The sequence below is a fragment of the Bartonella sp. MR63HLJHH genome (assembly GCF_042194155.1).
Lineage (GTDB): Bacteria > Pseudomonadota > Alphaproteobacteria > Rhizobiales > Rhizobiaceae > Bartonella > Bartonella grahamii.
This window is the reverse complement of the sequence record NZ_JBHIMN010000011.1, coordinates 32,844-51,110: the sequence shown is the minus strand read 5'-3', so window position 1 is coordinate 51,110 and position 18,267 is coordinate 32,844. Positions and strand designations below refer to the sequence as shown.

Below are 18,267 nucleotides of genomic sequence, written 5' to 3'. Positions count from 1 at the left end.
TACACAAAAACCAAATATCCGACTCTAAACATACTCTGAGACGCGCGAAATTCTTTAGAAAATGATTTCTTAATTTTGCTCGTCTCATGGAGACTATCAATAATAGCTTTACACATTTAAAACTGTTATTTTCACAGAATTGGACATATCAAATTTCTCTCCAAAATAGCTAAAAACACTGCAGAGGTAATTGTAAAAATTCTATCCTGTTATAAATGAAGCCCACTGTTCCAAGAGAACATGTCGTTGTTCTAAAAAATCCGTTCGCATATAAGCTTTTGTCACTGAACTCCCAACTGAATGGGCAAGAACAGTTTCGGCAATCTCGAACGGTGTTGACGTTGTCTCTGCTATCCAATCCCGTAAACTTGAACGAAAACCATGGGGACGATAAGTCAAACCACAAACTGTCATATATTTTGCCATGGTGGCATCAGAAATGGGGTTACCTTTAAGACCAGAAAAGAGAAAACCATTCTTTTCAAAGGGGAGAGTTTTTTCAATAACTCTCAAAGCTTCACCACTTAGTGGCACGCGAAAGTCTGAAACTTTCCCTACAATACCTTTCATGTTTTCTTTTGGTATCGTCCATATATTTTTGTCAATTTGTTCAAGACGCAAATAGCGCAATGGATATGACCGTGCGCCTGTCAAAATCAATAACTTCAGTGCTAAATTTGAAAGGATCTTATCATCCAAGCTTTGATAAAATGCCGGAACCTCTTGCCATGGCATAGCAGGAATATTTGTTGATGTAGCACGTGGTTTTCCTAAAAGAGCGCGTGCTTTCATACAAGCCTGTAAATCAACATCTAAACCAAGAGCCGCAGCATATTTCAAGCAAATATTGATACGGTTAAGTGCTTTTCGCGCTGTGTCTGCTTTTTCATGCCAAAGGGGCGCGAGAACATTGCGAATGATATTGGCTGTTAATTTTTCTATAGGTAAATTACCTATGTGTGGAATCACGTGCAACTCTAGTGGAGAAAACCAGCGACCGTTTTTACCTTCATTTTTCAACTCTGCTTTTTTGCTTTCAAAAGCCGCTTTTGCAATTTCTTGAAAAATATTGCTTTGCTGTTTTAAAATAGTCTGTTCTCGAAAGACAATAGGATCATTGCCTTCTTTAAGAATATCACTATAATATCTTGTAAGCTCACGCGCTTCTTTTAAAGAGAGTTTCGTAACAGGACCAAGTCCCATTTCACGGCGCTTATTGTGGTGCGTATAGCGAAAAAACCAAGAGCGTGTATTGTCTTTTCGAACATTCAACCATAGCCCCGCCCCGTCACAATATTTACCCTGCGAGGACGTCTTTACGAATGATGCTGATAACCGATGAATCGCCCTCACTTAACGTCCCCTCTCGTCCACCTTTTCAAGCATTGCTCGTCCACCTTTTTGGGTCCACCTTTTAGACCACCTTTAATTTCTGATTTGAGATTTTTTCTTTAATACTTACTTTTTTTATTGAATCATAAAAAGCTATAGACATCAATATGCTCTTACACATCTTTATATACTTTGAATCTTGTTGCTAAAGCCTGATTCGCTCTCTGGGGGCACCATATGATTTTTTAATTACGTGTAGCTTATTCATTTTCCGATCCTTTTTAAATTCAGAAGAAGATAGAGCTGGGTGTGAATTTAAAAAACGTGTTATTTTTATCAAATTTCTTTTTTAATGCTTTAAATTCAGCCAATTCCTACCAAGGAAAATATTAGAGTTTAAGTTTCTAATGAATATACTAACAACTCCATAACATTGGCAAAATTATCCAGTGAGCCGTTATTAAAAGAATCAGAAAGTTTTTTGTAAAGTTTCTTTACACAAATATTTTCTTCAATAAAGCCACCTAATGCATCAGCCTTAACTTTACCAAAGATATAACCAAAGTCTTTTAAAGCTTTAACACGGTAAAGAGTGTGATTATAAAATACATGTGTTTCATTTATTAAAACAAATTCTTTTCTTTTAAAAGATTATAGCCTTCTATCTAACAGCGTTTTTTACTGTAAAATTCAAGTTATCTATCTGCTCAACTAAAAGAACTTTTATTGTTTAGCTTTTGTGCTTTTTTCAAAGAGATGTGGGCTTTCAAGAATAAGCTTTTCTCGTGCTTTCTGTAACTGTTTAATGACTTCATCAATCTTTGATGGAGAACAAAAAGATTCTTGGCTATTCAACAAATGCAGCCTCTCCTTTCCCTCATATAAACATTGCATCTGAGATTGAAGTATTCTAACTTCTTGAAAAAAAAGGCGTCCTGTTTCCTTAAAACCATTGTTAAGTGCAAAAAGTTGATCGGAAATGGATAGCAGAATTTGTTTTAAAAAACGCTCATTTTCTTGGCGTTTACGATATTCTAAAATAAGAGCATGGCTTATCTCATCTAACTGTTTTTTTGTAGAATCAATTTGACGCAATAAATTTGGTTTTTCCCCCATATCACCTTTTCTCACCTTCACAAGCATAGCATGAATATCTAACAACTTAATTGCGGAATGAGATAAATAATCAACAACTGTAGGCGTATTAACATAGCGTTTCCGTGCAATCATCACAAACTCACCTAATGACTGTTTTTTTACATTCATCCCGCTATTTATTTTTCATTTTACAAAGCCATTCTAAAGAAAGTGCTAAAAAATATTACCTCCAATGCATTATTCGATGTCCCCTTCTCTCTTTTCACTATCAACGTGGAATCCGTGGAGAGAGAAAACGTACAGGTGTATAAAGGATAAGATGTGTTGTTTTCTCCAACACACTACTACCGTCAGCAAGAAGGGCTTGACTAGGCGACAATTCTGTACCTTGCATAATTGTGGAAGCCAAAGAACCTTCCCGAGAAAGAGCCATCAACGTTGGCGAAGATGCAAAGACATTGTGTGCTCCCCCATCCACATGAGAGAAATCAAGAACAGCTATTCCATTTTTACGCAACATTTCAATATCTGAGCCATCGCCCACACGATGATGTCCACCCGTAAGACGTCCTGAAACCGCGAGAGCTTTATCCGCTCTAGATACTAAAATAGCTGTTGGCTGCGGAAGTTTTTTTATATCATTAAGTTGGCGCTCAAATACATCAACATCAATGTCTGGTGCCGCCATTAATAAACTTGTAATACGACGAATAGGCTTATATTTTTTCTGTAAGGCTAAAGTTCTAAATGATTCCATTATAACAAAATTGCCCATAGAATGCGCAATAACCGAAATCTGATCAGCATTGGTTTCACTAATAAGTGTTAAAAGCTCTATCAATCCGTCACGGGCAAAATTAGCACTGTCACGATCATAAATATAAAGAGGAACAGATCCGGCAGAAGGCCAAGAATAATGCACAGCGACAACATTTAAAGAATAATCGTGTGTAAACTGTGCTGTACGAAATGTACCGTCTGCAAAATTATTATTATACCCATGGATAAAAAGAAAAATTTCTCTTTTTCCTTTTGGCTTTTTTTCTAAAGCAGCATTTAATTGCTGTTTAAACTGTTCTTTATTATCGTATTTTTGCAATGCAACTGCTGCAAAATACTTATCATGCGTAGGTTTATACGCATTTATTTCAACAACTCCCTTTATATGTTGCTGAGGAATTCCTACGTCAACGCGATTGTAATGTACTTTATTTGATCGCTCTGCACCATAAGGTTGAGCGTAATTATTTTGCATCATACGACTTGTTGCAACATACACTGGAATGATGGCTTTTGGAGAAATCGGATTCCCTTCAACTTCCCTTTCTACTGCAGTCATAGAAGGAGTTGCATGCACTCCATGCCAAAGCACAGCGCGTGAATCACTACATGCTGACAATAAAGAAATACAAATAAGAAGTGTTAAATATCTCAAAATCATTATACTTCTCACTGCAACTTCACCCCCACCCTATAAAAATATAACATTTCAAATGCACAGATAAAGTAATAAAAAATGAAACATTATTAGCAACACATCAACAAATAACATACAAAAAAGATTTTTCTATAATGCCCGTAAATCCCCTCTCTCTACATAACTTCATCTCATTACAGAGAGACTCACTGCTAACTGGTGCGGTCGAGAAGACTCGAACTTCCACGGGTTGCCCCACAGCGACCTCAACGCTGCGCGTCTACCAATTCCGCCACGACCGCACGTGGGAAGAAAAACATTTTGGTTTTTAGCCTTTAACAAATCATAAAGAAAGGTACAAGCCAATTTTCTCTTTCTCATAATTTATTTTTTATCCGGACAATTTATAACTTAATAGAGATTACTAAAAATATGGACTTTACTACGATCTTTGAATCATCATCATAAAATGTGCTTGTGCAGCTTGATCTTTTTCATAATAACCATGAAAGTTTTTTGTAATTGTTGTAGAGCCCTGTTTTTGGATTCCTCTCATAGCCATACACATGTGCTCAGCCTCAATCAATACTGCTACACCATGAGGCTTCAGATACGTTTTTAACGCGTGAGCCACTTGCGCTGTCATAGCTTCTTGTGTTTGTAAACGACGAGAAAAAATATCTACAACACGTACAATTTTTGAAAGGCCAACAATTTTGTCATTAGGAAGATATGCTATATGTGCTTTCCCAATAATTGGGATCATATGATGCTCACAGTGTGAATAAAAAGGTATATTTTTTACGATTACGGCTTCATTGTATCCTGAAACCTCTTCAAAAACTGTACCTAAGATTTCTTTAACCGATTGACTATAACCACTAAAAAGCTCGCGATATGCCTTGGCTATACGTCTTGGAGTATCTAAAAGCCCTTCTCTATTTGGATTTTCCCCTATCCATAAGAGTAATGTACGAATCGCTTCTTCCACCTCTTCAATACTCGGACGCTTTTCTTCAGATAAAAAAGAATCCTTCGCGTCTTCTTTAACAACATTACGCATTCAAAAACTCCAAGCTTACTCTATACAAAGCATTTGCTCCATACCTATTTCATTTTGTATAATCTCTATATAAGCGAATTAAAAGTTTAAACAATCACGACTCTCAAAATTTCAGGTAATAGCGCATGATTGATAATATCTATAATGATAAAATACTTGAATATGCTGCACATATAGACAAAATTGGGCGTCTTAATAATCCTGATGCAACATCAAGAAAACATGCACACCTTTGTGGTTCGACAATCACTGTAGATTTAAAAGTGGAAAATGGTATTGTTACGGATTTTGCCCATGAAATACACGCATGTGTGCTAGGGCAAGCATCGGCTTCACTTTTAGCATCTCATATCATCGGACAAACAACACAAGATCTTAAAATATTGCGTGAAGTTATTTATCAAATGCTAACGCAAAATGGTCCTTCTCCTCAAGCTCCATTTGAGGATTTTTCTTGCTTACAGCCCATTAAAGACTATAAAATGCGCCATGCAGCAACACTACTACCCTTTGATGCAACGATAGACTGCATTCAAAAAATTGAAGAAAAATAAATGTTCAAATCACAATCTCGACAAAAAAAAATAACTCGAAATTACACAGGCACTTGGCAAAAAACACCTGGACGATTATTGGGTATTTTCTTAATACGTTTCTATCAAATAACACTTTCAAGTCTTATAGGCAATCAATGTCGCCATGCTCCGACTTGTTCAGAATATACATATGAAGCGATTGCACGCCATGGGCTTTGGGCTGGTGCATGGATGGGACTCTTTCGTATCATACGTTGTGGGCCCTTTGGAACAGATGGCTTTGATCCAGTACCTATTTCTCTTGGAAATTCTTGCTGTTTTTATAAACCTTGGCGTTACTGGAAAATTTCTGACAAACACAACAAATAATCCTTTTCTTTTTTCGTATGTATTGATAAAAAATCAGTCTATAAGCTTTTTACTCGATTTTCACAAAACCATCCGCAATCGTTAGCGGAATTGGATTAAAAGGGTGTTTTTATGTCTTGCTCTGTTTCTCTTTCTTTTCCTGATGGTTCAAAACGTAATTACCCCCCCGAAATGACTGGTTTGGAATTAGCAGAATCCATTTCTAAATCACTCGCAAAAAAAGCAGTTGCCTATAGTCTTGATGGTATCACGCGAGACTTATCGGATCCATTGGAACAATCTGGTCAAGTGGAGATTATTACCCGAGAAGATTCACGTGCTCTTGAGCTCATAAGGCATGATTGTGCCCATGTCCTTGCTGAAGCAGTGCAAGAACTCTTTCCTGAAACACAAGTAACAATAGGTCCTGTCATTGAAAATGGATTCTATTATGATTTTGCACGCCAACAACCTTTTACATTAGACGATCTCACCGTCATTGAAAAGAAAATGCGTGAAATCATCCAACGCAATAAACCTTTTAGAAAAGAAATTTGGTCTCGTGAAAAAGCCAGAAAAATTTTTTCTGAGAAAAAGGAATTTTATAAAGTTGAACTTATTGATAGCATTCCTGAAAATCAAGATTTAAAAATTTATTATCAAGGAAAATGGTTTGATCTTTGCCGCGGACCGCACATGCAATCTACAGGGCAAATTGGAACTGCTTTCAAATTAATGAAAGTCGCAGGAGCTTATTGGCGTGGCGATGCCAATAATCCAATGCTCACAAGAATTTATGGAACAGCATTTGCAAATGAAAATGACTTAAAAGCCTACCTCCATATGCTAGAAGAAGCTGAAAAACGTGATCATCGCCGCTTGGGACGTGAAATGGACTTATTTCATTTTCAAGAAGAAGGGCCAGGAATGATTTTTTGGCACAAAAAAGGTTGGAAAATGTTCCAAAATTTGATCAACTATATGCGTAGACGCCTTGATGATCATCAATACGCTGAAGTTAATGCACCACAAGTTCTCGATAGGTCACTCTGGGAAATATCTGGCCATTGGGGCTGGTATAAGGAGAATATGTTCAAAGTAATTCCAGCAGCAGAAGATTCAGATCATGGGAATGTTTATGCCCTTAAACCAATGAATTGCCCTGGTCATGTGCAAATTTTTAAACATGGTTTAAAATCTTATCGTGATTTGCCTATTAGACTTGCTGAGTTTGGACTTGTTCATCGTTATGAGCCTTCGGGCTCTTTACATGGTCTTATGCGTGTGCGTGGTTTTACGCAAGATGATGCGCATATTTTTTGTACTGATGAACAATTAGCCGATGAATGTCTCAGTATTAATGATCTTATTTTATCAACTTATGCTGATTTTGGTTTTAAAGAAATCAGTCTTAAGCTTTCAACACGTCCAGAAAAACGAGTTGGGTCTGATGCATTATGGGATCATGCAGAAAGTATCATGGAATCTGTTCTTAAAACGATTGAAACAAAATTTGCAGGACAAATCAAAACAAGCATCCTTCCAGGTGAAGGAGCATTTTATGGTCCAAAATTTGAATATACATTAAAGGATGCTATCGGTCGTGAATGGCAATGTGGAACAACACAAATAGACTTTAATCTCCCTGAACGTTTTGGTGCATTCTATATTGATAAAGATTCAGAAAAACGTCAACCTGTTATGATCCACCGCGCTATTTTTGGATCAATGGAGCGTTTTCTTGGTATATTAATCGAAAATTTTGCTGGACATATGCCACTCTGGCTTGCTCCTGAACAAGTTGTTGTTGCAACAATTACGTCCGAAGCAAATGAATATGCCCAAAAAATAACGGCAAAACTTAGAGCTATTGGGCTTTCCGCAACAATAGATCTCCGCAATGAAAAAATTAACTATAAAATACGAGAACATTCGTTACAAAAAGTCCCCGTAATTTTGGTATGTGGTAAACGTGAAGCTGAAACAAACAGCGTAAATATGCGCCGCTTAGGAAGTACAAATAAAACCCTTTTATCTGTAGAAGATGTGATTAAGCAACTCTCAAATGAAGCAACACCTCCAGATTTGCAGCGTGTAATAAATGCATAACATCACAGAAGATGGTAATACGTTAATTTTTTACTATAAATCTTCAATTTTTGTACAAAACGAAATGATTTGATATTGTAGTGCATTTTTGTTTCATGCACAATTATCTATTACCAGAAAGAATCACGTGATCACTCTCTACAGAGTGGATTGGTGAAAAAGTTGAATGTAAGCTATAAGCTGTTTAAATGAAAAAATCATAGACAATTGAATATTAATAATAACATTAATCTTTTACCTTTGTAATGAAAAGATGGCGCTATTATCATGGATAGATCATTACGATAATTATAGCAACATCAAGCAAGAAGACGGAAAACAAGATCATATTTATTAATAAAAAATATGTAAAATTAGCTGAACAATGATATGTCTTGTTCGTAAAATAAGACCTTATAAAAAATACAACATATTGATTTATAATAATAATATATCGTTATTCATATTAAATAAGGTTTCGAATATCATAGGACTCTCTCATTTTAAATATGTTTATGTTGAATCTATCAAAATCATTCGCTTGCACGAAATAAGTGAAATGAGTGTGTGGATAAAAATTATTGAGAAAGGACTTTAAAATGCTCACAATAAACCGCCTCAAGTGCTAAAATTGTTGCAATCATTGAGGGCAAGCTAAACTATAATGATGATGCCGACTTGCTCTTTCATAAGTGTAAAAATAGCGGTACTCAACGGGTTTAGCATTATATGATTCACGAGGAATCATGATAAAATAAGCTTAAGGAGCCTTAAGAAACATCTCTTTAAAACAAGCATATAAATTGGTAAACCAATAGCATTCTATATCCTGCAATCTACACTGATGAGATATTGCCTTAACTTTTATAAAGTCAAATCAGAGAAAAATGGCAAAAATCAGCGTTTATTCTTTCCCCTCTTCATATTTTACCAAATTGAAAACTCTTATAAAAAACTCATTAAATATACACATACGATACATTACTATTCGTTGAACGTATAAAACTCTGGGCACACCCATAAAACGTCTAAATATCTACGAAACACATATAAAATAAAAAATATTATTGTTATCGTGCTCTATCAAGAACACGCTTACATTCAATGAGTTCAAACAGGATTTCTTGCAACAATGCTTTATCAGTTTTATCTTTGTAAAGATTCACAGAACCGACAGATGTTTCTTCTTCATTCCTCATGAAACTCAAAAGCCCAAAAGAAGATTTCTTAGGCTTATTGCTAGCATTTTCAGAAGTTTGTCCTGCATGTTTCTTCTCTATGACCACATTCATAGCATCAAGATCACCATTACCCAATGCAGTCACAAAAGCAACACCATTTTCTTTCAAAAGGCGTTGCACACCTTTTATCGTATAACCCTGATCATATAATAACTGCTTAATACCATTGAGCAAATCAACATCGACCGGACGATAATAGCGCCTTCCTCCCCCACGTTTCATTGGTTTAATCTGCCTAAAACGTGTTTCCCAGAATCTTAAGACATGCTGCGGCAGCTCCAATAACTCGGCTACTTCGCTAATTGTGCGAAAAGCATCAGAGCTTTTATCCATTTTGCAACACCTTATTTAAAACAAAATAAATTACTTTACAATGACTCATTCTGTCTCAATTTCTCAACAAGATTAGTCAAAAATAAGACCATCATTGACGACTTACACAACTGTCTTTTTCTAAAAAACAAAGACCCTTATTTTATCATTTTTTTAACAAATACTAAACATACCATGGCATTCATTTGTAAGAATCATTTTTTCTGTCTTGCACGATGCGAATCTAAAATTCTCTGTTTAAGGACATTGGCAGCCTTAAACGTCACAACACGTCGCGGCGGAATAGGTGCTTCAACACCTGTTTTTGGATTGCGTCCAACACGTTCATTTTTACTGCGAACCTGAAAAGTTGCAAAAGAGGATAATTTAACCGCTTCACCTCTTACAAGTGAGTTGCAAATCTCATCCAAAACCAATTCGACTAAAGCTGCTGATTCAGTATGTGACAAGCCCACTCTTTTACAAACTACGCTCGCTAAATCTGCACGCGTTACTGTCTTACTTGTCATTATAACCACCTATTAAAATATTAAAAATTACAAAATGACTTATACGTTTTCTTGAAATATGGTCAAGTAGCCATAATTTACCAACGAATAAGAATTGCTCCCCATGTAAATCCACCTCCCATGGCCTCTAACATGATAAGATCTCCTTCTTTTATTTTTCCATCGCAAACAGCTGTTGTTAAAGCCAACGGAACTGATGCCGCAGACGTATTACCATGTTGATCAACGGTAATCACAACTTTATCTAGTGAAATTCCCAGTTTTTTAGCAGATGCTTCAATAATGCGCTTATTAGCCTGATGAGGTACGAACCAATCTAGTTGTGAAGAATCCATACCTGCAGCTGCAAAACAATCATCAACCACATCCGTTATCATACCAACAGCATATTTAAAAACTTCTCGTCCTTCCATACGCAAATAGCCTGTCGTTTGTGTTGTTGAAGGTCCACCATCAACATATAGCTTATCTATATAAGCACCATTAGAGCGCAATTTCGCAGACAATATACCACGCTCAAAAGCAATACCCCCCTCAATTTCTTGTGCTTCCAAAATAGCAGCACCCGCACCATCACCAAACAAAACACATGTCGTACGATCTTCCCAATCTAAAATCCGAGAAAATGTATCGGATCCAATAACTAAAATTCTTTTAGCCGCTCCACACCGTAAATAAGAATCTCCTGTTGTTAAAGCAAAAATAAAACCAGAGCAAACAGCTTGAATATCAAAAGCAAATCCATGGCTCATTCCCAAAGCACACTGAATTTCAACAGCAGAAGCAGGAAAAGTACGATTCGGGGTGGATGTTGCTAAAATAATACAATCAATGTCTTTTATTGTTAAACCAGCATTTGTAAGTGCTGCTTGCGCAGCCTCAACTCCTAAAGAAACAGTTGTTTCATTTTCACTGGCAATATAACGTTGGCGTATTCCTGTACGCTGAACAATCCATGAATCTGACGTTTCAACAAACTTTGCAATCTCATCATTTGATAAACTTCTCTTCGGCAAAGCACTTCCTACACCACGTATAATTGACCGAATCATTCAGCTCTTACCTTTTCTTCAATTTTTTCATTTCTATTATAAGAGCTTATCATAAGGACTCTCCATTCACTGTCTCTTCACCTTCTTGATCAAAAAGTGTTTCTTTATTCTCATGAAACCGTCGCAAATCAGCTGTTATTTTTTTCAAAAGTCCATTATTAACCATCTCATAACCAACGCGGATAGCAGAAGCAAAACCGTTAGCATTAGCACTCCCATGGCTTTTGATCACAACACCATTCAACCCCAAAAGCACTCCTCCATTCACCCTCTCGGGATCCATTTTGTGTTTCAGCGTACGAAAAGCACCCCGCGATAAAAAATAACCAAGAGATGTTAAAAAAGAACTGCGCAGTGCAGAGTTTAAAATCTCTCCTATCTGTCGCGCGGTTCCTTCTGCGGTTTTTAAAGCAATATTACCAGAAAACCCCTCTGTTACAACAACATCGACTGTTCCTTTTCCAATGTCATTGCCCTCAATAAATCCTTTATATTCCAATCCTTCTAATTGCACTTCACGCAATATCATTCCTGCTTTTTTTATTTCATAAAGTCCTTTAACCTCTTCCACCCCCACATTTAAAAGCCCAACACTTGGTCTTTCAGTGTGATATAAAGCGCGAAACATACCCGCTCCCATAACCGCCAAATCAACCAACTGACTAGCAGAGGCACCAATTGTTGCTCCAATATCTAAAACGATACTCTCACTGCGAAGTGTTGGCCAGATACCCGCAATACCAGGACGTTCAGCCTCTGCTAGCATTTTCAAACAAAAATAAGACATGGCCATAAGTGCACCCGTATTACCAGCAGAAATGCAAGCATCAGCTTCACCATTTTTTACCGCTTCAATGGCGTACCACATTGATGATTTACCACGTCCATTACGAAGTGCTTGGCTTGGCTTTTCATCCATGCGTGTATAACTTTCTGTAGGGCAAAAGCGCGATACAGAATCCAAACAAGGGTATTTTTTTAAAACCGGACGAACGTCCTCCTCTATTCCATAAAACAGAAAATAAATATTTGATAAATATTTTTGTACAATTGCTGCTCCTGCAATAGCTGCTTCTGGACCGTAATCACCGCCCATGACATCCACAGAAATTCTAATCACGCTTGCATATCCCACATCTTTTCATTTACATCTTTAAACACATATTATGATTTTTGGCTCCTGAACACTCACAAAGCAAATCTTGCAAAAATCGCTCCGCAGAAAATACCGTTTAGCATACAATAGATATTTTTTTTATGTTTTTACAATCACTTCCAATTTTTCAAAACAGAAAATGGCGAGAATTTTTGCTCTGCTTCTTCTAAATTTTCAACCATATCCATCTTTATCCCCTCTTTACGTGGATAATGATTAATAGACAACTCAAAAAACTCTTCCATGATTGCACCAATATCAATTTTATCATCATAAAACACTTCAGGAGTATCAAGCCCCTCCACATCTAAAAACAATTCCCCTGTATCCTCTGATGTTTTCGGCTTCATCAAATTTGAATCTTCAGGAACAAAAACAACCTCAATATTTTCACAAAGGATATTTTCTAATGGTTCTAATGTAACAACACATAACTGTAGTATGCGCGCTTGCAACAGACCTTTTATACGCACTCCGCGTTTTTTCCACGGGAAAATATGGAAATTTCCCTCACAAGATTTTACTTCAATTAAATCATGGTTCTGAGCTAAATGTGTACATTCTTTTTTGTTTGCACAAAAATGAACCCTTATACCTTTAGCAGGTAGAGAACGTACGGATATTGGATAAGCCAAAGCAAATGTCATTTGAGGAACATTTTGAACATTCATTGACAACTCCCAAACATAAAAACGCATAAAATACTGTGTTTTTATTTATCTCAAGTATTCATGCATTTTTTTCTTTTCTAAAGAAATTCTATATGGCATAATTTGCTTTATAACAGGGAAACTCAGTGTAAGCTACGGTAGATTAAGCTAAAAAGAAAAAACTTGAGGTTGCCTTCTTGTCCTACACCTCAGTATAAAAAGGAGATATCATTGTTTCAAATGCCTCACATAATAGCCTTAATCAAACGTAAATTATTGATTGGTCTATCAATAGCAAGCATAGGAATGCTTGCGGGATGTAGTCTTCTCGATTCTTCAGGTTCGAGCCAAATTTATAGAGAGGGCTATGTTCTTGATAAAAATGCTTTAAGTTCTATTGCTATTGGCTCAAGTCAAGAGCAAGTTCTTTTAACTTTAGGGACCCCTTCATTAAAAACAAAATATGATAATGAAGTTTTTTATTACATCTCACAGACACGCTATCGTGGGATGCAGTTTATGAAAACAAAGATTATTGATCGCAAAGTTTTAGCCATTTACTTCAATAAAAATAATCAGGTTGCAAAAGTTGCTAATTACGGATTACAAGACGGTCAAGTATTTGATTTTATTACACAAACAACGCCAACTGTAACAAAAGAACATCCTTTCTTAATTCAAATTATAAAAGGCCCTGCGAATTTGCCACCCCATAACTAAATCATATAGTCTACATACCGTCTCAATATTATTAGGTCTGATACTATCAGACCTAATAATAGGGGGGATTTTTAGCTCTTATAGGCGGACTTTTTTTGCCATACTGTCGAGAACTGCATTAACAAGTTTTGGCTCATCACCTTCAAAAAACGCCTTCGCTATGTCAACATATTCATTCATGACAACCGCAACAGGAACATCTTTACGGTTGATCAACTCCCATAAACCTGCTCGTAAAATTGCTCGCAATATAGAATCAAGACGTGAAAGAGACCACTCAGCAGAAAGCTGTTGATGAAGCAGAGGATCAAGCTGCTTTTGATCTTTTACAACACCCATTATAATAGCCAAAAACCATTGAAAATCAGCTTCAAGATACTGGTCTCCATCGATATCTTTTCCCAAACGATAAGCTTCATACTCAGCTGCTGTTTCCATAACCCCCGAACCCACAATATCCATTTGATAGAGGGCTTGAACTGCAGCGAGTCTTGCTGCTCCACGTTTATTGGCTGAACGCGGAAAATGTCTGCTTTTTATATCAGCCATATTTAACGATTATCTCCAAATCTCTTTTTTAGAGCGATCATACATAAAGCAGCTTCAGCCGCAAAACCACCTTTATTTTTGTCATCTAGTTTTGCACGCACCCATGCTTGTTCTTCGTTTTCAACAGTCAAAATACCATTTCCAATAGCCAAATGCTGATGAACAGTTAAATCCATCAATGCACGACAAGAATCATTAGCAACAATTTCAAAGTGATATGTTTCGCCCCGAATAACACAACCAAGAGCAACATAACCATCATAAGATATGTTATTTTGTTCAGCAAAAGCTATTGCACTTGGTATTTCTAATGCTCCAGGAACCGTTACAACATCATAACTTGCTTCAGCTTTTTGCAAAGTATTCACTGCACCTCTCAAAAGCGCATCAGAAATCCCCTCATAAAAACGTGCTTCAACAATCAATACGTGAGGCTTTTTACGTATCTCTTTCTTCATAATGGAATTCCACAAAAACGAATCAAAAAAAATCAAGGTTATAAAGCATAAAATTCTGAAAACGATCAATAGAGTTTTGGCTTATTCATCTTCTCTTTTTAAAGCAAAAAGTTTCGCAGCATAACGAGCAAGTTGATCAATTTCCAAATTGACCCGATCTCCAATTCTAGCTTGTCCCCACGTTGTCATTTCGAGTGTATGGCGAATAATAAGAACATCAAAAACACAATCCTCAACACCATTAACAGTCAAAGATGTCCCATTAAGTGCAATAGATCCCTTATTGACAATGAAAGGCATAAATTGTCTTGCAACTTTTAAATAAAAACGAATTGCATCCCCTTCATTTTTTTGATCAATAATTTCAGCCAAACCATCAATATGACCAGAAACCAAATGTCCTCCCATTTCATCACCTAATCGAAGCGAACGTTCCAAATTAACAAAAGTTCCTTTTGTCCATTGTGCAAGATTACTCAAACGCAATGCTTCTTCCCATGCTTCTACAGCAAACCAACCAGCAGTCGCTTGTTGTACCCCCCGCTCTACAATTGTCAGACAAATCCCTGAACACGCAATCGATGCACCAATTTCCAAACTCTGTATGTCATAGCGTGTAGAAATATCTAAACGCACCCCTTGCTTTAAAGGTTGTACATCTTCAACACAACCGATGTCTGTTATAATCCCTGTGAACATAATGTCTTACGTCTCCATTTATAAAAACGGTCATTTCCAAACATTCTTGATTCAACCTTATGAAATTGCGAAAGATAATTTCCAAAATGAGGGGCTTCAACACGACCTTCGCCTAAAATAACGGGTGCATAAAAACATATCAAATGATCCACACAACCAGCATTTAAAAACGTTTCCCCTGTCTTTACGCCCCCTTCCAATAAAACACTATTAATCCCATGTTTATAAAGCATCTGTAAAAGAGCAAAGGGTTCTACACAACCATTGTTCATCTCTACCGAATAAACAGACACACCATATTGCTCCAATGCATTTTTTTTGCTTTTCTTTGAAAGATCCACATCACAAATAACCCATGTAGGAATTTTCATGGCTGTTTGGACAACTTTTGCATCAAGGGGGATAGATAAATCTGCATCCAAAATAATACGAATTGGTGAGCGCACCTCCATCCCTGGCAAGCGGCAATTGAGTTGTGGATCATCTGCTAATATAGTACCAATACCAACGAGGATAGCATTATTTTGAGCACGTAGAATATGCGTATGGGCATGAGAAAGTGTTCCACTAATTTTTACGCTGCCCTTTTCTCTTTTTCCAACACCATTATCAGCAGAAATTGCCATTTTAAAAGTGACCGCACAGCGTTGTATCTTCCTTATGCACCAATGTGTCCATAAAGATTCAAAAGCCTCTTCAGCTAAAATGCCCTCAACCACTTCAATACCCGCTGCTCGCAAAAGAGCAATACCATGACCATCAACACGCTTGTCACAATCAGTCAGCGCAACAACAACTCGAGAAACACCTGAATCAATGAGTGCATTCACACACGGCGAAGTTTTTCCATAATGCGCACAAGGTTCTAAAGTAACATAAGCAGTCGCTCCTTGAGCTAAAGAACCAGCCATATGTAAAGCTTGCACTTCCGCATGAGGACTCCCATGAATAGCTGTTACGCCATAGCCAACAATAAATGCCCCCGCACTATTATCGTTTCGCACAATTAACGTACCAACGGAAGGATTTTCACCTGTAAGACCGACATGACGTTCTGCTAAACGAATAGCTGCAGCCATAAACCGTTCATCTTGCACTTTTTTATTCATCAAAACGAGATTCTGTATCCGCGATACCCTTTGACAATTCATCTATAACATCGTGAAAATCGCTTGCATTACGAAAATCTCGATACACAGAAGCAAAACGAATATAAGCAATATCATCAATTCTTTTCAATGCTTCCATCACAAGATGTCCAATTTTTTCTGAAGCAATCTCTGGTTCTCCCAAACTTTCAAGCTGGCGCACAATGCCAGAAATTGCTCGTTCAATATGATCAGGATCAATATTGCGCTTACGTACAGCCACATCAACTGAACGCATTAACTTATCACGATTGAATGGTTCACATCGTCCACTTTTTTTAGCAACCAAGAGCTCACGCAACTGAACACGTTCAAAAGTTGTAAAACGACCACCACAAACGGAACACACACGGCGGCGGCGAATCACTGCCCCCTCTTCTGCTGGACGTGAATCTTTAACCTGTGTATCCTCATATTGGCAGTAAGGACAGCGCATCTTTTGTGTCCTTAACGAGTACTAAGATAAGAGTAAAGAGGAAATTGACTCGTTATATCTTTTACCTTTTTCTCAACAGCCATTTCAACGGCATAATTATCTTCATCACTTTTTGCGCTCCGAAGACCATCAAGAACTTCTGAAACCAGATGACCAACTTGAATAAACTCTTTTTCTAAAAAACCACGTGTTGTGGCAGCAGGTGATCCCAAGCGAATTCCCGATGTTATAGATGGCGTTTCAGGATCAAAAGGAATACCATTCTTATTGCAGGTAATATGAGCGCGCCCCAAAGCCAATTCAGCACGTTTACCTGTTAGATTTTTGGAACGTAAATCAACCAACAACAAATGATTATCTGTACCACCAGAAACAATATTAAAACCATTACTCTGTAATATTTTTGCTAAAGTTTTCGCATTAGCGACCACATTGGCACTGTAACTCTTGAAAGAGGGACGCAAAGCCTCCTCAAATGCAACAGCCTTTGCGGCAATTACATGCATTAAAGGACCACCTTGAAGACCAGGAAAAATTGCAGAATTAACTTTTCTGGATAAAGACTCATCATTTGTCAATATTAAACCACCACGAGGACCTCGAAGCGACTTATGTGTTGTTGTTGTTACAATATGCGCATGTGGAACAGGTGAAGGATGCACGCCACCAGCAACAAGACCGGCAATATGAGACATATCAACGAGTAAATGAGCACCTATCTCATCTGCAATTTCACGGAATCGTTTCCAATCCCATAACCGTGGATAAGATGAGCCACCCGCTATAATAAGTTTGGGCTTACGTTCTTTTGCAAGCTGCTCAACCTCATCCATATCAATAATCTGATCTTCTTGACGCACACCATAGGAAACAACATCAAACCATTTTCCTGACATATTAACAGATGAACCATGCGTAAGGTGACCACCAGCATTTAAGTCTAATCCCATAAATGTATCACCAGGCTGAAGTAAAGCTAAAAAGACAGCTTGATTCATTTGGCTACCAGAATTAGGCTGTACATTCGCAAAAGCAGCACCAAAAAGCTGTTTTGCCCTTTCAATGGCTAAATCTTCAACGACATCAACAAATTGACACCCACCATAGTAGCGCTTTCTTGGATAACCTTCTGCATACTTATTAGTTAAAACAGACCCCTGCGCTTCAAGGACCGCTCTTGAAACAATATTCTCTGAAGCAATCAGCTCAATTTCATGTTGTTGACGCTCAAACTCCCCTCTAATTGCATCAAAGATTGCACCATCAACAGTTTGTAAATTATCATTAAAAAAGCGCTTTTCTGCGTCACTTGCTTGCTGGGTCATAAAACACGTTCCTAACATAAAAAAATAAAGTCACTGAACGATAACACAGCAAACCATGCAAACCAAACATTTTAAACCACTTACACTCAAAAATAATGATGCAAATATT

The 18,267-nt window shown here is 37.2% G+C and carries 19 protein-coding genes and 1 tRNA gene; 4 read left to right on the top strand and 16 right to left on the bottom strand.

Annotation, left to right across the window (positions count from 1 at the left end; all coding sequences use genetic code 11):
- Positions 1 to 201 precede the first annotated feature (201 nt).
- From ACFIKQ_RS07815 to folE, 5 genes are all read right to left on the bottom strand, one after another.
- A complete protein-coding gene (locus ACFIKQ_RS07815; RefSeq protein WP_375656222.1) occupies positions 202 to 1,353 on the bottom strand; it encodes a tyrosine-type recombinase/integrase in 1,152 nt (383 codons plus the stop codon).
- Between the two features lie 702 nt (positions 1,354 to 2,055).
- Positions 2,056 to 2,562, bottom strand: coding sequence for a hypothetical protein (locus ACFIKQ_RS07810; protein WP_015856440.1), 507 nt, complete (start codon positions 2,560 to 2,562; stop codon positions 2,056 to 2,058).
- A gap of 136 nt (positions 2,563 to 2,698) precedes the next feature.
- Entirely contained in the window at positions 2,699 to 3,871 is a 1,173-nt protein-coding gene (locus ACFIKQ_RS07805; RefSeq protein WP_375656221.1) for an alpha/beta hydrolase, read from the bottom strand.
- A gap of 193 nt (positions 3,872 to 4,064) precedes the next feature.
- Positions 4,065 to 4,149 (bottom strand) — tRNA-Leu (locus ACFIKQ_RS07800).
- Positions 4,150 to 4,289: 140 nt separating this feature from the next.
- Positions 4,290 to 4,910 carry a GTP cyclohydrolase I FolE gene (gene folE / locus ACFIKQ_RS07795; RefSeq protein ID WP_375636064.1) on the bottom strand — a complete coding sequence of 207 codons (621 nt, stop codon included), beginning with the start codon at positions 4,908 to 4,910 and terminating at the stop codon, positions 4,290 to 4,292.
- Between the two features lie 125 nt (positions 4,911 to 5,035).
- On the opposite strand from folE, the gene ACFIKQ_RS07790 reads away from it, so the two are divergent.
- The 3 genes from ACFIKQ_RS07790 (at position 5,036) to thrS (ending at position 7,903) form a co-directional block, all read left to right on the top strand.
- The gene (locus tag ACFIKQ_RS07790; protein WP_375636063.1) at positions 5,036 to 5,464 is read left to right on the top strand and encodes an iron-sulfur cluster assembly scaffold protein; all 429 of its coding nucleotides are present in this window, start codon (positions 5,036 to 5,038) and stop codon (positions 5,462 to 5,464) included.
- Positions 5,465 to 5,815: a membrane protein insertion efficiency factor YidD gene (gene yidD, locus ACFIKQ_RS07785; RefSeq protein ID WP_375636062.1), complete on the top strand. Its 351-nt coding sequence runs from the start codon at positions 5,465 to 5,467 to the stop codon at positions 5,813 to 5,815.
- Between the two features lie 111 nt (positions 5,816 to 5,926).
- Complete coding sequence (gene thrS, locus ACFIKQ_RS07780; RefSeq protein WP_375656220.1) at positions 5,927 to 7,903, top strand: threonine--tRNA ligase; 1,977 nt, start codon at positions 5,927 to 5,929, stop codon at positions 7,901 to 7,903.
- A 1,049-nt stretch (positions 7,904 to 8,952) separates the two neighbouring features.
- Here thrS and ACFIKQ_RS07775 read toward each other — a convergent pair.
- From ACFIKQ_RS07775 to ACFIKQ_RS07755, 5 genes are all read right to left on the bottom strand, one after another.
- Complete coding sequence (locus ACFIKQ_RS07775) at positions 8,953 to 9,456, bottom strand: MerR family transcriptional regulator (RefSeq protein ID WP_015856446.1); 504 nt, start codon at positions 9,454 to 9,456, stop codon at positions 8,953 to 8,955.
- Positions 9,457 to 9,650: 194 nt separating this feature from the next.
- On the bottom strand, positions 9,651 to 9,965 hold the full coding sequence (locus ACFIKQ_RS07770; protein ID WP_015856447.1) for an integration host factor subunit alpha: 315 nt from the start codon (positions 9,963 to 9,965) through the stop codon (positions 9,651 to 9,653).
- Positions 9,966 to 10,042: 77 nt separating this feature from the next.
- A complete protein-coding gene (locus ACFIKQ_RS07765; protein WP_015856448.1) occupies positions 10,043 to 11,017 on the bottom strand; it encodes a beta-ketoacyl-ACP synthase III in 975 nt (324 codons plus the stop codon).
- A gap of 49 nt (positions 11,018 to 11,066) precedes the next feature.
- Positions 11,067 to 12,137, bottom strand: a complete 1,071-nt coding sequence (gene plsX / locus ACFIKQ_RS07760) for a phosphate acyltransferase PlsX (RefSeq protein ID WP_375656219.1) — start codon at positions 12,135 to 12,137, stop codon at positions 11,067 to 11,069.
- 149 nt (positions 12,138 to 12,286) lie between these two features.
- Positions 12,287 to 12,844: a DUF177 domain-containing protein gene (locus tag ACFIKQ_RS07755; protein ID WP_375636057.1), complete on the bottom strand. Its 558-nt coding sequence runs from the start codon at positions 12,842 to 12,844 to the stop codon at positions 12,287 to 12,289.
- Between the two features lie 219 nt (positions 12,845 to 13,063).
- On the opposite strand from ACFIKQ_RS07755, the gene ACFIKQ_RS07750 reads away from it, so the two are divergent.
- Entirely contained in the window at positions 13,064 to 13,543 is a 480-nt protein-coding gene (locus ACFIKQ_RS07750) for an outer membrane protein assembly factor BamE (RefSeq protein WP_375636126.1), read from the top strand.
- 78 nt (positions 13,544 to 13,621) lie between these two features.
- Here ACFIKQ_RS07750 and nusB read toward each other — a convergent pair whose 3' ends face one another.
- From nusB to glyA, 6 genes are all read right to left on the bottom strand, one after another.
- Positions 13,622 to 14,092 (bottom strand): transcription antitermination factor NusB, encoded by a 471-nt coding sequence (nusB, locus tag ACFIKQ_RS07745; protein ID WP_375656218.1) that lies wholly within the window; start codon positions 14,090 to 14,092, stop codon positions 13,622 to 13,624.
- A gap of 2 nt (positions 14,093 to 14,094) precedes the next feature.
- Complete coding sequence (locus tag ACFIKQ_RS07740; protein WP_375636056.1) at positions 14,095 to 14,550, bottom strand: 6,7-dimethyl-8-ribityllumazine synthase; 456 nt, start codon at positions 14,548 to 14,550, stop codon at positions 14,095 to 14,097.
- Between the two features lie 81 nt (positions 14,551 to 14,631).
- Entirely contained in the window at positions 14,632 to 15,249 is a 618-nt protein-coding gene (locus ACFIKQ_RS07735) for a riboflavin synthase (protein WP_375644957.1), read from the bottom strand.
- On the bottom strand, positions 15,231 to 16,358 hold the full coding sequence (ribD, locus tag ACFIKQ_RS07730; protein ID WP_375636054.1) for a bifunctional diaminohydroxyphosphoribosylaminopyrimidine deaminase/5-amino-6-(5-phosphoribosylamino)uracil reductase RibD: 1,128 nt from the start codon (positions 16,356 to 16,358) through the stop codon (positions 15,231 to 15,233). The genes ACFIKQ_RS07735 and ribD overlap by 19 nt, the downstream gene beginning before the upstream one ends.
- Positions 16,351 to 16,833: a transcriptional regulator NrdR gene (gene nrdR / locus ACFIKQ_RS07725; protein ID WP_375656217.1), complete on the bottom strand. Its 483-nt coding sequence runs from the start codon at positions 16,831 to 16,833 to the stop codon at positions 16,351 to 16,353. Before nrdR ends, ribD begins: the two co-directional genes overlap by 8 nt.
- An 11-nt stretch (positions 16,834 to 16,844) precedes the next feature.
- Positions 16,845 to 18,158, bottom strand: a complete 1,314-nt coding sequence (gene glyA, locus ACFIKQ_RS07720) for a serine hydroxymethyltransferase (protein ID WP_375636053.1) — start codon at positions 18,156 to 18,158, stop codon at positions 16,845 to 16,847.
- Positions 18,159 to 18,267: the final 109 nt, after the last annotated feature.